We start from the raw sequence: 14,451 nt of genomic DNA, 5'->3' as shown, positions 1-14,451 counted from the left end.
CCAACCGCCCCACCCCGGCCGCACCTCGAAAGCCGCTGGTCAGGGGGATGAGACCGGCTTCGTCCGGACAAAGGTGGACAGCGCGACATCAAAATAGCGGCGACCCTCCGCCGTCCTGTCCGCCGGGGAGGACACCCACACGTCGTACATCTTCTCCCCCTCGTCCCAGGCGATGTCGTAGGTGTGCCGCGGCCCGGCAGGCGCCTTGCCCGCTCCCTCGTCGAAGCCGTCCCAGCTGAACTCCCAGGAGGCGGCCCGGTGTCCCTGGTGCACCGTGCGCTCCACCTTGCCGTCGCGGTAGCCGGGGTAGCGGTCCGGGGCGAGGGCGGCGGAGCTGCGCATCACGCCGATCGGACCGCCCTCCTGCACGTCCTGGATCAGCACGCCGATGCGGAACTCCTTTCCGGGCGCGTAGTAGAAGACGCGCGGCGGCTCGAAGGAGCGGGTGAAGCCGTCGGGCACGGCGAGCGCGAAGCCCGCCGGGTCCTGGACGGCGTGGAAACCGGCGGGCGCGGTGACGGACGCGCTGACGGGGGCGTCGGGAAGGGTCGGCGGCTTCGGCGGCCCGGCGACGACCGACCGGCCGGGCCTGGCGTCCGCCCCGGCGCCGGGACCGGCGCCCCGGTCGATCAGCAGCGCGGCCAGACCCGCGCCCATGCCGGCCAGGGCCACGAGCGTGACCGCCGCCAGCAGGGCCGTACGCGCCCGCAGGCCCACCGGGGCGGCCCCGGCGGGCCCCGGGGAGCCGGGGACGGCCGCCAGGCCCGTACGCGTCGGGGTGTAACCCTCCGGGAGCGCGGGGAGGCGGCCGGTGTCGAGGTACGCCTGCAGCAGCCGCTCGGCGTCGTCGGCGCTCATCCGGTGGACGGGGTCGCGCTCCAGCAGCCCCTGGACGACCGGCAGCAGCGGACCGGCCGCCTCCGGCGGCCGGATCTCGTCGTAGACGACGGCGTGCAGGATGCCGCCCAGCGAGTCGCGGTGGAAGGGCGACTCGCCGTTGAGGGCGGTGCACAGCAGCACCCCCAGCGACCACAGGTCGGACTGCGGCCCGGCCGGGCCGCCCGACATCCGCTCCGGCGCGGTGTACTCCGGCGAGCCGACGAACGCGCCCGCCTCCGTGATCGTCGTCGCCCCCGACACCTGGGCGATGCCGAAGTCGGTGAGCACGACCCGGCCCGTCGCGGCCTCCATCAGGACGTTCGGCGGCTTGATGTCCCGGTGCAGCACCCCGCGCGCGTGCGCCGCGCGCAGCGCGCCCAGCATCGCCACGCCGATCCGGGCGGCCTCGCGCGGGGTGACCGGGCCCTCCGCCGAGAGCAGGCCCGACAGCGACCGGCCCTCGATCAGCTCCATGACGATCCAGGGCCGCCCGTCCTGCTCGACGATGTCGTGCATGACGATCACGTTCGGATGCTTGATCAACGCCACCGCGCGTGCCTCGCGCAGCATGCGGTCGTACTGGGTCCTGACGGCCTCCGCGGACTGCTGATCGTCCACGTGCAGCTCTTTGACCGCCACCTCGCGGGCCAGCAACTCGTCGGTGGCGCGCCATACGGTGCCCATCCCGCCGCGCCCGATCTTCCGGACGAGCCGATACCGCCCGGCGATGAGACCGCCGTGTGCAGCGAAGGTGCCCATGAGCACATCTTGCCCCACGGCACGGGGCCGAGCCGTGGTCGTGCCGACGGCTTCACCCTGCGCGCGCAAGAGCAGCGGAACATTTCATGTACAGTTGTTCCCGCAACGCCGACCGGATGGCCGAAAACCACTGGTGGCCGAGCGCTCGTAGCTTAACGGATAGAGCACTTGACTACGGATCAAGAGGTTGCAGGTTCGAATCCTGCCGAGCGCACATCCTGAAAGGGAGCCGGATGACGATCCGGCTCCCTTTCTTCATGTCCTCACCCGGTCGGGCCGGGCCGGCTCCCGCGCCGGGGCCGTGTCCGGCGGCCATGTAGGACACGATCCGGCCTGGTCGCCCTCTACGGTCGCCCCATGAGCCCCGCCCCCCGCATCGGTGACGAGCAGCGCCGCGCCCGCCTCGGCACCCGCCACCTCCTGGCCCCCGCCCGCCGGGCCGCCTCCGTCGAGGCCGTGGCCGACGCCCTGGTCGCCCTGCACGCCACCGACGCGGCGACCGTCTACCTGTCCGCCTGCGCCCGCCTGGCCGAGCCGTCGGCCGGCGCGGTGGACCGGGCGCTGTACGAGGACGTCACGCTGGTGAAGCTGCTGTCCATGCGGCGCACGCTCTTCGCGGTGACCACCGAGGTCGCCCCCTGCGTCGGCTCCTCCACCGCCCGCGAGATCGCCCGGCGGGAGCGGGCGACGCTGCTGAAGACCCTGCGCGAGAACGCCGAGGGCGGCGCGCCCTGGGACGAGCGGCGGCTGGCCGCGACCGAGCGCGCGGTGCTCGAGGCGCTGGCCGCGCGCGGCGAGGCGACGACGGCCGAGCTGGCCCGGGACGTTCCCGCGCTCAAGGAGACGCTTTTGACGTCGCCCGGCAAGCCGTACGAGTCCCGGCAGAGCGTCGGCAGCCGGGTGGTGCGGTTGCTGGCCTCGGACGGCCATGTGCGGCGCAGCAGGCCACGCGGTTCGTGGACCAGCAGCCTCTATCCGTGGGCGCCGGCGCCGGTGCTGCCCGAGCGGCCGTTGCGCGAGGCGCGGGCGGAGCTCGTCCGGCGCTGGCTGGCGTCCTTCGGGCCCTCCACGGAAGGCGACCTGAAGTGGTGGACGGGCTGGACGCTGCGGGACACGCGGGCGGCGCTGGCGGACGTGGGGGCCGTGGACGTGCGGCTCGGGGCGGGTCCGGGCGTCGCGCTGCCCGGCGACCTCGAGGACGCCGGGCCCGCCGGGGACTGGGCCGCGCTGCTGCCGGGGCTCGACCCCACGGCCATGGGGTGGCGGGAGCGGGACTGGTACCTGGCCCCGGAGCACGTCCCCTTCCTCTTCGACCGGGCGGGCAACGTCGGGCCCACGGTGTGGTGGAACGGCCGCGTCGTGGGCGGGTGGGCCCAGCGGGCGAACGGCGAGATCGTCTGGCGGCTCCTCCAGGACGCCGGGCGGGAGGCTGGGGCGGCGATCGCGGCGGAAGCGGAACGGCTGTCCTCCTGGATCGGGGACACGCGCGTCACGCCGCGATTCCGCACCCCGCTGGAGCGCGAACTGGTCCGCTAGGGCGAGCCGGTCCGCCGGGGCCGCGGCCGGCGCGCGGGGCAGGCCGGTGCGGCGCTCCGCCCCGTCAGCGCGTGATCTGCCACGAGACCTGGCCCCGCAGCCGCTTGGCCAGCTCCGGGTCGAGGACGGCGTCCGTGCGGTCGACCCCTCCCGCGGTCAGCGTGTGCGGGCGTCCGTCGGCGGGGACGCCGAGCGTGCGGGGGACGACCGATGTGCGGCCCCTGACCGCGCGGGCCTCACGGCCGTCGACGTACCAGCGGACCTCGGTGGTGGCCGCCGGAAGCCGGACGGCGACGCGCTGCCCGCGGGCGGCGGTGGTGCCGCTCGAGCCGGCCGCCTTGGCGAGCACGCTCGCGTGCCGGTAGAAGCCGGCGATCATCGCCTCGCGGCCGGGGAGGTTGAACTCGCGGCCCAGCGATCTCATGATCGAGTTCTCGGTGGGCCGGTAGAGGCCCCGGGGGTAGTAGCCGCCGCCCTCGTACGTGCCGACGGTGCCGCCGTCCGGCGAGGTCCGGCCGAGCCAGCGGTACCACTTCGCGCGCTGGCCGGCCATCGGGCCGGAGCCGAACGTGCTGGTGTTGACGTCGGCGGGCTCGGGGCCGGTGTAGGTGCCGTACTCGTCGTACTGGTACTCGTCGGCGAGCTTGCCCAGGGAGTGGCCGGTCTCGTGGACGGCGACCTGGTCGGACTTCTCGTGGTCGGAGGAGGCGGTGGCGACGCCGTCGTAACCCGCCTTGGAGACGACGTCGTTGTAGCCGGCGCCGCCGTACTTGGTGGAGTTGGACAGCACCACGACCAGGTCGGCGGCGGGCGCCTTGGCGGCGTACGCCTCGACCCGGGCGGTGTCGACGCACAGCAGGCGCTCGATGCCGTCGCAGAAGAAGCCCGAGCGGAGCGCGGTGTCCTTGACGACGCCCTGGACCGGGTCGCCCGAGACGCCGGAGTCGTGCGAGACGGTGTCGACGGCCCAGACGTTGAAGAGGCCGCGGTACGAGGCGTAGGGCTCGACCGCCGACATCTTCGCCCACTTGGTGCGGACGGCCGCGTGGAAGGCGTCCTGCTGGGAGGCGGTGTAGCCGTCGCCGATGAAGACGACGTCGAGCTTGGTGCCCACCGGGCCGTTGTCGACGACGGACGTCACCTCGCCGTCGCCCTTGGTCCAGGGGCGCAGGGAGCGGGGCGGGCCGCTCGGGGCGGGGACGGTGGTGTGCTGCGGATGGCCGCCGGGTTCGTTGAAGTACTCCACCCGTTGAGTGGGTTTGGTCTGCGGCTGCCGGCCAACTGCCGGATCGGCAGCCGAGGCGCCGGTGGCGGCGGCAAGCATGACCAGGGCGGCCATGCCTGCCGCGACGGATATTCGTCGGTGCATGGGGGGTTTCCTCCCGAAACCGAAACCCGCCGCTCAAGTGGCGAGTTAAGTCGCGTTAAGGTGCCGCTCAACGTAGAGGGTCGGGAGGTTCATGACAATGGTCGAGATGCGGGGTGTTACCTAAGTGGCTTCCTACGCCTCGTCGTTCACGAGCCGCAGCAGGCGGTCCAGCACCGTGCGGCCGCCGGCGCGCAGGCCGTCGTGCTCGAACTCGTCCGTGACCCACGTCCGCAGGCCCGCGACGGCGCCCGCCGTGCGCAGCGAGTGCGCGGTGTCGACGTACAGGTCGTCGTGGTAGACGGCGGCCGCGACCGGCACGGTGGTGCGGGCCAGGCGCCCGGCGTCGTAGAGCGGCGTCCAGTCCGTGCGTTCGGCGAGGATTTCGGCGGTGCGGCGCAGCGGGCGCAGGGCGGGCTGGGTGTGCAGCATCCAGGGGTGGACGGTCTCGCCGGTGAAGAGGAAGCGGCCACCGGGCTCGAAGTGGCGTTCGAACTGCGGGAATTCCGCGCGTATCCGTTCCGCCGACCAGTGCGTCGCCCGGCCGTCCTGGGCATAAATGGCCTCATGGAGGATGGTGTACAGAGGGCTGGCGGCGCGCGAGAGCACCGCCGCGGCCTGCTCGCCGAACGCGTCGGACAGACGCGGTCCGCCGGGCGTGGGAACGAACGCGTCCTCCAGGAGGTAGTGCAGCCGGTGCGAGCCGTCGCCCGTGCCCAGCAGGATGCCGAGCTGCTGGAAGGCCTCGACGGTCAGCAGGGAGCCGTCCGGCAGGATCTCCTCCCGTTCGGCGAGGTGCTCGGCGATGCGCCGGGCCGCTTCCTCGTCGCCGGGGTAACGGGCGTAGTGCGCGAGGCACTTGCGCTCCATGCGCGGATAGGCGGCGCGGTAGACGGCGTCCGCGTCGGCGTCCAGGGAGGGCAGGCCGCCCGTGATCAGCACCCGCTCGAGGCCCTCCGGCGCGAGCGACAGGTAGGTGACCGCGCAGAAGCCGCCGAAGCTCTGCCCGAGGACGGTCCAGGGCCGGCCGCCGGTGAGGCGGGGGCGGATGTACTCGCAGTCGCGGACGATGGAGTCGGCGCGGAAGCGGGCGAGGTAGTCGGCCTGGCGCTCCGGGGTGCCGCACAGCGGCAGCGTCTGCCGGGTGGCGGGCGTGGAACGGCCGGTGCCGCGCTGGTCGAGGAGCAGCACGCGGTACTCCTCCAGGGCCCGGTCGAGCCAGTTCTCGCGGCCCACGGGCCGCCCGGCGGGGAATCCGGGCCCGCCCTGCAGGTAGACCAGCCAGGGCAGTTCCTCGTGCGCGCGGCCGGCGGCGACGACCTCGCGGCCGTAGAGGCGGATGCGCTCGCCGCCGGGGTCGGCGTGGTCGAGCGGGACGTCGAAGAAGCGGTCGGTCAGCACGAGGCCCGGCTGGCGGAAGGTGACGGCCTGGTCCCCCACCCGGGTGACCCCGGGCAACTTCGGCACGGATGACACGGTTACATCCTCACGTAAGCAGATTTACCCAACGGCTTGAATCACGGCGCAATGTACCGAGGGGCGGAAGTGGCCGAGAACAGCACCCACGGCATACGGGCGGACGAGCCCTCCGACATCGGCCGCCGCGTCCTGCGGCTGCGAACCGAAAAGGGACTGACCCAGAAGCAGCTGGCGGAGCCCGCCTACACGGCCGCCTACGTCTCCACCCTGGAGGCCGGCCGGGTCCGCCCCTCCGAGACCGCCCTGCGGCACCTCGCGGGGCGCCTGGGGATCACCGTGGAGGAGCTCGCCACGGGCCGCCCCCCGCACCTGGCCACCGAGCTGCGGCTGCGGCTGACCGACGCCCGGCGCACCCTGGCCACCGGCGACGCCGAGGACGCCGCCGCGCTCTTCCGGACCCTGCGCGACGAGGCGGCGGCCCTGGAGCTCGTGGGCGAGCGGTTCACCGCCCTCCTCGGGCTCGGCGACTGCGCCCTGGAGACCGGCGACCTCACCGACGCGCGCGACCTCTTCGCCGAGGCCGAGGCCCTGCTCGCCGGCCAGCCGCTGCCGCGCCGCGTCCCGGCCCTGCGCGGGCGGGCCACCGCCCACCTCCTGGCCGGCGAACTGCGCTACGCCTGCTACCTGCTGGAGACCGCGGTCGACGAGCTGAACGCCTCCGGCATGCACGACCCCGACGCCCTGCTCCTGCTCTACACCGCCTCCATCGCCCCCTACATGGACATGGGGGCACACGCGCGTGCCGCGCACGCCGCGGAGCTGGCGCTCGCCCTCGCACCCCAGGTGGACAACCCCGCGCTCGTCGCCGGCATGCACCGCGGCGTCGCCCGCACGCTGATCGCCGAGGGCCGGATCGCCGACGCCGACGCCTCCCTGGCCAAGGCCCAGGAGCTCTACCAGCAGCTGCACATACGGACCGAACTGGCCCACTGCCACTGGATGCGCGGCTACGTCCACGCGCAGGACGGCAACCTGCGCAAGGCCGAGACCGAGCTGCGCACCGCCCGCGACATGCTGGCGTCCAAGCGCGCCGCCCTGTTCACCGTGCAGGTCGAGGTGGAGCTGGCGGACGTGCTGCGGCGCCGGGGCAAGGCCGCCGAGGCGGAGGAGCTGCTGCGCCCGCTGCTGTCCCCCACCGCCCTGGGCGCCGAGCGCGGCGCGGTGCACGCGGGCGGCGCGCACCGCCTGCTGGGGCTCATCGCCGAGGAGCGCGCCGACACCGACGCCGCCGAGGAGCACTACTGCGCCGCCCTGTCCCTGCTGGAGCGCACGGGAGCCGCCGGCGACCTCGCCGACCTGTGCAGGCTGCTGGGCGACCTGCTGCGGCGCACGGGACGTACGGAGGCGGCCCTGGACGCCTACCGCACGGGGCTGGGCCACCGGGCCGCGCCCGGCACCACGACGCTGGGCCCGGCGCCGACGGCGCCGCCGCCCTGGCCGCGGCCGTAGGCGCGGACGTGTGGGACCGCCGACCGGCCCTCCCCTCACGGGGGCCGGTCAGCGGTCGGTCTTGTACGGCGCGAGGAGCTGCTCCCAGCCGCGCCGCAGGTTCCGGTGCTCCTCTTCGCACAGCTCGGCCCGCTCCTTGGTGAGCCGCTTGCCGTCGACGAGCCTCCTGCGCTCCTTCGCCCGGTCCTTCCGGGACGTGGAGCCGTACAGGTAGCAGCGGTAGTTGGCGCTGCGGACGGCGTCGGGGGCGTGCTCGTCGGAGGGGTCGGAGTCCGCCGGGTCGCTCTCGCGCGCGTACTGGTCGTAGTTGTCGGCGGCAGCCAGCAGCGCGGCCCGGCCGCCGGCGCCCTGCCGCAGCAGGCGGTACGCGGCGAACTGGTCGGCCACGTCCTCCTCGCGGCCGGTGAACGGCAGGTTCAGCTTGTCGACGAGGGCGTGGGCCGCCTCGTGGTAGAGCGTCTCGGTGACGACGCCGGCCGTCCGCCCCACCGGGTCGGCGTCGCCGTCGGCCTCGAACATCGAGCGGACCTCGCCGATGAAGCCGTAGCAGAGCGCGATCCGCCCGCTCTCCGGGTCGTACTCGGGCGTCTCGTCCTTCTTGCAGGAGCGTCCGACGATCTCCACCCGGGCGGGCAGCCGCACGGCCTTGTTCACGTCCTCCGCGACCTTCTCCGGCAGCCCGCGCGTGCGCAGGAAGGCGCGCTCGTCGGCGTCGCCGTCGCGGGGGGCCTGGTAGGAGACGGACAGGCCGCCGCGTGTGGGGGGCGCGGCGGCCTGCGACGGGGTGCCGCAGCCGGTCGCGAGGGCGGCGGTGCAGACGCCGGCCGCCACGAGCGCGCGGGCGCGCCGCGCTCGGGCCGGAGTCCGGGGGCCGGCCCCCGCATGGTGCAGCATGGACAGCACTCTGCCGGTCGGATCATCCGAAGGGAATCCACCGTGAGTCCCGGCCGACCCCCGCCGGTCGGCGGGGGTTGCCCTGCCCATGGGTGGAGTACTCAGCTCCGCTTTTCCCCGCCGGTGCGGCAGGCTGGAGGGGCCAGGGGCCGGTCGCGGCCCCCGGCGGAACAGGGAAGAGGTAGCGGTCGGTGATCCGTGTTGCGGTGGTGGACGACGAACAGCTCGTCCGGTCCGGGCTGCGGATGATCCTGGGCACGGCCCCGGACATCGAGGTGGTCGCGGACTGCGGCGGCGGCGAGGCCGTGGACACCGTCCTGCGGTGCGCGCCCGACGTCGTGCTCCTCGACATCCGGATGCCCGACGTCGACGGCCTGACCGTCCTGCGGGGCCTGCGCGGCCTGGCGCACCCGCCCGCCGTGGCCATGCTCACCACCTTCGACGCCGACGAGTACCTCGCCGCCGCGCTGCGCGGGGGCGCCGCCGGCTTCCTGCTCAAGGACACCGATCCGGAGCAGCTCGTACGGGCCGTGCGCACCCTCGCCGCCGGCGGCAGCGTCCTCGACCCCGGCGTGACCCGCGCGGTCATCGGCGGCTATCTGGCCGCCGAGGCCGAGACCACGGCCGCCGAGGCGGTCCGGGCGCTGACCCCGCGCGAGCGCGAGGTGCTGTCGCTGGTGGGCGCCGGCCTGGCCAACCCGCAGATCGCCGAGCGGATGGGGCTCGCGCCCAGCACGGTCAAGGACCACGTCCGGGCCGTGCTCGGCAAGCTGGGCGGGATCAACCGCGTCCAGGCGGCGATCGTCGCCGACCGCGCGGGCCTGGTCGCCTCGCAGCGGGCGTCGCGGGGCGAGAGGAGCGGACGATGAGCGGCTGGCACGCCGGCCTGCCCCCCTGGCTGCCCTCCTGGGCGCCCGTCGCGCTGCCCGCGCTGTTCGCGGCGGCGGACGCGCTGCTGGTCAACGGCGTCGACCCCGGGAGGGACCTGGGACTGTCGCTGCTGGCGGCGGTGGCGCTGCTGTGGCGGCGAAGATTCCCCGCCACCGTCTTCCTGGTCACCCTGCCGGGGATGTACCTGACCTTCATCTGGCTCGCGCCCATGATCGCCCTGTACACGGTGGCCGCCCGCCGGCCCGCCCGGTGGCTGCTGGGGGCGACGGGACTGCTGATGGCGGCCGCGCAGTTCATCCCCTACCCCGTCTCGGACCTGGCCCTGGACGACCGCCGCCAGACGGCCGTCAACCTCGTCGACGCCTTCGTCGTGGCGGCCACCCCCATCGCCCTCGGCCTGCTCACCCGCACCCGGCGCGAGCTCGCCGACCGCCTCGACGAGCTGACCCGCAGCCGCGCCCGCGAGGACCGGCTGCTCGCCGACCGCGTCCTGGCCACCGAACGCGCCCGGCTCGCCCGCGAGATGCACGACGTCGTCGCCCACCAGGTCAGCCTGATCAGCCTGCAGGCCGGAGCGGTGCAGATCAGCACCGAGGACACCCAGGCCCGCGCCGGGGCCCGGACCATCCGCGAGCTGTCGGTGCGCACCCTCGACGAGCTGCGCCACATGGTCGGCATCCTGCGCGCGGCCGGCGCCGACACCGAGGAACTCACCCCCCAGCCGCGCCTGGCGGACCTGCCCCGGCTGATCGAGCTGAGCGCGCTGGACGTCGCCTTCGAGGACGCCAGCGACCCGGCGGCCGAGCGGTCGGAGGCGGTGGAGCGCGCGGCCTTCCGCACGGTCCAGGAGGCGCTGACCAACGTGCGCAAGCACGCGCCGGGGGCGAAGGTGACGGTACGGGTCACCGAGGAGACCGACGCCGCCCTGGTGGTGGAGATCCGCAACGGTCCGCCGGATTCGACCGTTCCCGCACCGGAACTGCCGGGCGGCGGCCACGGTCTGGTGGGCCTGCGCGAGCGGGCGCAGAGTCTGGGCGGCACCCTGGAGGCCCGGGCCACGCCGGAGGGCGGATTCGTCGTACGGGCGCGCCTGCCGCGCGAGTAGCGGCCCGGGGCGCCGGACGGGGAGAGGGGCCGCGGCTTCAGGCCGAGAGCGGGTCCGCGGCCTCCGTGGTCGCGCTGTCGAGGTCGGGGTAGACCTCGAAGAGCCGGCGCACTCCCAGCGCCGCGAGCACCCTGTTGACGTGCGAGCCCTCGACCGCGCCCTGGGCGGGCAGGATCAGCCGCAGCCGGCCCTGGCAGGAGCGCATCAGGCGGCGGGCGGCGATCAGCACCCCCACCCCGCTGGAGTCGCAGAACCGCACTTCCCCCAGGTCGAGCACCAGACTCCGCCGGCCGTCCGCGACGGCGTCGTGCACATGCTGCCGGACGGCCGGCGAGGTCACCAGATCCATCTCGCCGGATACCTGGAGCACGGCCCAGTCCCCCCGCTCGCGCTCCAAAACCTTCAACGTCACGCGCTCGAGTCCCTTCACTCGGTCTGTCGTTCCTATGGAATGGACCCTTCCGCGGTGTGGCTGCCTGGCGCTTCCCCCGTGGGGCGCCGTGTGAAACACCGTGGTCCCAGACGCGGTACAAGCCGACCCATGGTGAGCCTATGCCCAGCTCGAACGCCGAATCCTCCTAGATCCGGTCACACCCGCATAACACATCGGCACATTCGGGCACGTACGATCGACTCCGATCGCACGCATCGACCCAGAGTGACGGTTCCCATACCATGCGCCGCAAAGGCCCTGGGCAGGCTTTCCGGGTTTCGCCCCAACGCTCGTACGCTGTCGGACCCGGCCGATACATTCGGCGGTAGGGGCGTACAGCAGTACGTACGGAGGGGGCCGGGCATGACGAACGACGCACCGCCGCGGTGGGACCGCAGGATGCAGCAGCGGCTCGCCCACGGCGAGGCCGCCGCGCTCGGCGAGCTCTACGACCGCTTCGCCTCCCTCGTGCACGGCGTCGCCCACCGCGTCCTGGGCGACGAGGGCGGCGCCGACCGCGTCACGCGCGACGTCTTCGCCCACGCCTGGGAGCACGCCGACGAGTACGACCCCCGCCAGGGCTCCCTGCGCTCCTGGATCGCCGGGCTCGCCCACCGGCACGCCGTCAGCCGGCTGCGGCGCGCGCACGACGACGGGGAGCGGCCGGCGGCCGAGATCGAGGAGAAGGTGCGCGCCGCGTCCGCCGCGGCCCGCGCCGACTACATCGTCACCTCCATGCCCGCGCCCCTGCGGGCCGCCCTGGACCTCGCCTACTTCCGGCGGCTGGACTACCGCCAGACCGCCGCCCGCCTCGGCGTCACGGACGACGAGGCCAGGCGCAGACTCCGGCTGGGCTTACAGCTGCTGTCCACGGCCCACGACGGACCCCGCGCGGCCTCGCCGCCCGGCGGCCGGGCGGCGCTGCGATGAGCACGGCACCCGGTCCCCATGCCCAGCCGTCCCATCCCGTGCTCAAGTCGCTGCTCGGCGCGTGGGCGCTGGCCGCCTGCTCCGCGGAGGAGACCGCCGCCGTCGAGGAACACCTCACCGACTGCGCCCCCTGCGCGGAGGAGGCCGTCCGGCTGCGCGACGCCGTCGCCCTGCTGCACCCCGAGGACGGCCTCGACCTCGACCCCACCCTGCGCTCCCGGGTGCTGGCCGGCGCCCTCGGCCGCCGCCCCGCCAAGATCCCGGTCCCCTGCTGGGCCGTGCCCTACGAGGCCGAGACCGCCCGCCTCGACGCGCTGCTGCACGACATCGGCGAGGCGGAATGGCGGGCGCCGGTGCGGCTCGCATGGTTCGAGGGCCGCCGGTCCGTCCAGCGCGAGGTCACGGTGGCCGGGGTCATCGGCCATCTGACGGCGGTGGACGGCATCGTGGCGGACGCGCTCGGCCTGGCCGACCCGCTGGGCCCCGGCACGCCCGACGAGCGCACGGCGGCCCGCTGGGCCGCCGACGAGGCCGGCGAGCCGACGTCCGGCGAGGTCCACTCCGCCTGGCGCGACCAGGGCCGCGCGCTGATACGCACCGCGTCCTTCGCCGGCGACCGCGTGGCCGACACGGCCGTGGAGTACGGCCCCTTCGGCCTGCCGCTGCACGACGCGTTCCTGGAGCGGGCCTTCGAGTGCTGGGTGCACGCCGAGGACGTCGCGGAGGCGGTCGACTATCCGTACGAACCGCCCGCCTCGCCCGACCTGCACCGCATGATCGACCTCGCGGCCCGCATGCTGCCCCTCGCCATCGCCGGCCGCCGCCGCGCGGGCCTGGCCCCGCCGCCCCGCACCCTCGTCGCGGTCGGCGCGCCCGGCCGCGCGCTGCACCTCGAGGTCGAGGGCCGCGGCGGCGGCCACTGGTACATCCCGCTCGACTCCCCCGGGGCGGTCGGCACACGCGAGGGAGAGGTGGCCCATGTGGCCCTGGACGGCGTCGAGTTCTGCCGGCTGGCCGCGGGCCGCGTTTCGCCGGAGGAGGCGGCGGCCGGCTCCCTCGGTGACGCGCAGGCCGTGCGCGACGTCCTGTACGCGATGGCGTCACTGTCGCGGATGTGACGTTCCGCTGAGGCGGCGGCCGTCCACGCCGCCGCGCGGCGCGCCACCGCCGCCGGGCGCGGGGCCCGGGCCGTAGCGACCCGGGACGTAGCGACCCTGGCCGTGGCGACCCGGGGTTGACGCGGCGAACCCGCGGCGCGTGCCTGGGCTACGCGAAGACCACCGTGCGGGAGCCGTTCAGCAGCACGCGGTGCTCGCTGTGCCACTTCACCGCGCGCGCCAGCGCCTGGCACTCCACGTCGCGGCCGACGGCCACGAGCTGCTCGGGCGTCACCTCGTGACCGACGCGCTCGACCTCCTGCTCGATGATCGGGCCCTCGTCGAGGTCGGCGGTGACGTAGTGCGCGGTCGCACCGATCAGCTTCACACCGCGCGCGTGCGCCTGGTGGTACGGCTTCGCGCCCTTGAAGCTGGGCAGGAAGGAGTGGTGGATGTTGATGATCCGGCCGGAGAGCGCCTTGCAGAGGTCGTCGGAGAGGACCTGCATGTAGCGGGCCAGCACCACGAGCTCGACGTTCTCGGCCTGCACGAGCTCCAGAAGCCGCGCCTCGGACTCCGGCTTGTTCTCCTTCGTCACCGGAATGTGGTGGAAGGGGACGCCGTACGAGCCGACGAGCTCGGCGAAGTCGGTGTGGTTGGAGACGACCGCCGCGATCTCCACCGGCAGCGCCCCGATCCGGGAGCGGAAGAGCAGGTCGTTGAGGCAGTGCCCGAACTTGGACACCATCAGCACGATCCGCATCTTCTCGTCGGCCCGGTGGATCTGCCAGTCCATGCCGAAGGAGTCGCCGATCGCCGCGAAGCTGGCGCGCAGCTTCTCCAGCGTCACCGGGTCCTCGGCGCTGAAGTGCACGCGCATGAAGAACAGGCCGGTGTCACGGTCGCCGAACTGCCGGCTGTCCTCGATGTTGCAGCCGGTCATGAAGAGATAGCTGGACACCGCGTGCACGATGCCCTGCTTGTCCGGGCAGGAGAGGGTGAGGACGTACTGGGCTTGCTGTTCGGTGGCCATAGCCCAATAGCGTCGCATATCCGCGGGCCCCGGATGACCCCAGGCGGTCAGACCCGGGTCAGCTGTGCCAGGGCGTCCAGCGAGCGCGGCGCCGCGTCCGGATCGTCGCCGTCGTTCGCCGCCAGCCGGACGTGCGCCTCGCGGGCCGCCCGTACCGCCTCCGCCCAGCCGTGGTGCTCCAGGTACGCCGACACCGGCGCGTCCGCGCCCACCTGGTGCATGATCCGCAGCACCCGCAGCACCGCGACGTCGACCAGCGCGGCCTCGCCGGAGTCCCGGAACACCGTGCCGACGTACTTCTCGGCCGACCAGTTGTCCAGCCAGGTGTCCTCGACGAGCCGGTAGACGGCGTCGGTCACATCTCCGTACCCCGCGCGTCCCGCGAGCCAGCACTCGCGCTGGAAGACCGGGTCCGAGAGCATGTGCAGCGCGGAGCGCACGCTGGTGCGCCAGCGCCACCACGGCATGTCATTGAGCGGCATGCCGTCCATGGTGGTCGAGCGGCGGCCGCGACGGGAAGACTTCTCTGAACCCTGCACAGCCATCGATCGTACGTTCCCGCCGGGGCCCGTCACGCGGCGGGATCCGGGCACCGCCGTT

General features: G+C 74.1%; 13 protein-coding genes and 1 tRNA gene. 7 read left to right on the top strand and 7 right to left on the bottom strand.

Annotated elements, in window-relative coordinates; genetic code table 11:
- Nucleotides 1-39: 39 nt before the first annotated feature.
- A complete protein-coding gene (locus tag IE295_RS17760; RefSeq protein ID WP_190064630.1) occupies nt 40-1,638 on the bottom strand; it encodes a serine/threonine-protein kinase in 1,599 nt (532 codons plus the stop codon).
- Between the two features lie 141 nt (nt 1,639-1,779).
- Between IE295_RS17760 and IE295_RS17755 the strand changes: the two genes are divergently transcribed.
- Nucleotides 1,780-1,852 (top strand) — tRNA-Arg (locus IE295_RS17755).
- A 143-nt stretch (nt 1,853-1,995) separates the two neighbouring features.
- Complete coding sequence (locus IE295_RS17750) at nt 1,996-3,174, top strand: winged helix DNA-binding domain-containing protein (RefSeq protein ID WP_190064629.1); 1,179 nt, start codon at nt 1,996-1,998, stop codon at nt 3,172-3,174.
- A 64-nt stretch (nt 3,175-3,238) separates the two neighbouring features.
- Here the strand turns inward: IE295_RS17750 and IE295_RS17745 are convergent, their stop codons facing one another.
- Both IE295_RS17745 and IE295_RS17740 read right to left on the bottom strand, forming a co-directional pair.
- Nucleotides 3,239-4,543, bottom strand: a complete 1,305-nt coding sequence (locus tag IE295_RS17745; RefSeq protein WP_190064628.1) for a M64 family metallopeptidase — start codon at nt 4,541-4,543, stop codon at nt 3,239-3,241.
- A gap of 132 nt (nt 4,544-4,675) precedes the next feature.
- Nucleotides 4,676-6,007 carry an alpha/beta fold hydrolase gene (locus tag IE295_RS17740; protein ID WP_224323094.1) on the bottom strand — a complete coding sequence of 444 codons (1,332 nt, stop codon included), beginning with the start codon at nt 6,005-6,007 and terminating at the stop codon, nt 4,676-4,678.
- 78 nt (nt 6,008-6,085) lie between these two features.
- Here IE295_RS17740 and IE295_RS17735 point away from each other — a divergent pair, with 78 nt between their 5' ends.
- Nucleotides 6,086-7,468, top strand: coding sequence for a helix-turn-helix domain-containing protein (locus IE295_RS17735; protein WP_224323093.1), 1,383 nt, complete (start codon nt 6,086-6,088; stop codon nt 7,466-7,468).
- A gap of 48 nt (nt 7,469-7,516) precedes the next feature.
- On the opposite strand, the gene IE295_RS17730 is transcribed toward IE295_RS17735, so the two are convergent.
- A complete protein-coding gene (locus IE295_RS17730; RefSeq protein ID WP_190064626.1) occupies nt 7,517-8,362 on the bottom strand; it encodes a DUF4344 domain-containing metallopeptidase in 846 nt (281 codons plus the stop codon).
- Between the two features lie 191 nt (nt 8,363-8,553).
- Here IE295_RS17730 and IE295_RS17725 point away from each other — a divergent pair, with 191 nt between their 5' ends.
- Nucleotides 8,554-9,231: a response regulator gene (locus IE295_RS17725; protein WP_190064625.1), complete on the top strand. Its 678-nt coding sequence runs from the start codon at nt 8,554-8,556 to the stop codon at nt 9,229-9,231.
- On the top strand, nt 9,228-10,358 hold the full coding sequence (locus IE295_RS17720) for a sensor histidine kinase (RefSeq protein ID WP_190064624.1): 1,131 nt from the start codon (nt 9,228-9,230) through the stop codon (nt 10,356-10,358). Before IE295_RS17725 ends, IE295_RS17720 begins: the two co-directional genes overlap by 4 nt.
- Nucleotides 10,359-10,395: 37 nt before the next feature.
- Here the strand turns inward: IE295_RS17720 and IE295_RS17715 are convergent, their stop codons facing one another.
- A complete protein-coding gene (locus IE295_RS17715) occupies nt 10,396-10,770 on the bottom strand; it encodes an STAS domain-containing protein (protein ID WP_190064623.1) in 375 nt (124 codons plus the stop codon).
- A 384-nt stretch (nt 10,771-11,154) separates the two neighbouring features.
- Here IE295_RS17715 and IE295_RS17710 point away from each other — a divergent pair, with 384 nt between their 5' ends.
- Nucleotides 11,155-11,721 carry a sigma-70 family RNA polymerase sigma factor gene (locus IE295_RS17710; RefSeq protein ID WP_190064622.1) on the top strand — a complete coding sequence of 189 codons (567 nt, stop codon included), beginning with the start codon at nt 11,155-11,157 and terminating at the stop codon, nt 11,719-11,721.
- Entirely contained in the window at nt 11,718-12,839 is a 1,122-nt protein-coding gene (locus IE295_RS17705; RefSeq protein ID WP_190064621.1) for a zf-HC2 domain-containing protein, read from the top strand. The genes IE295_RS17710 and IE295_RS17705 overlap by 4 nt, the downstream gene beginning before the upstream one ends.
- A gap of 148 nt (nt 12,840-12,987) precedes the next feature.
- On the opposite strand, the gene purU is transcribed toward IE295_RS17705, so the two are convergent.
- The gene (purU, locus tag IE295_RS17700; protein ID WP_224323092.1) at nt 12,988-13,851 is read right to left on the bottom strand and encodes a formyltetrahydrofolate deformylase; all 864 of its coding nucleotides are present in this window, start codon (nt 13,849-13,851) and stop codon (nt 12,988-12,990) included.
- A gap of 47 nt (nt 13,852-13,898) precedes the next feature.
- On the bottom strand, nt 13,899-14,396 hold the full coding sequence (locus IE295_RS17695; protein ID WP_190064619.1) for an SCO4402 family protein: 498 nt from the start codon (nt 14,394-14,396) through the stop codon (nt 13,899-13,901).
- Nucleotides 14,397-14,451 lie beyond the last annotated feature (55 nt).

The organism is Streptomyces griseocarneus (genome assembly GCF_014655595.1).
In the GTDB taxonomy this organism is placed as follows: Bacteria; Actinomycetota; Actinomycetes; order Streptomycetales; family Streptomycetaceae; genus Streptomyces; species Streptomyces griseocarneus.
Note: the sequence above shows the minus strand (reverse complement) of the source record. Positions and strands in the feature narration are given on the sequence as shown.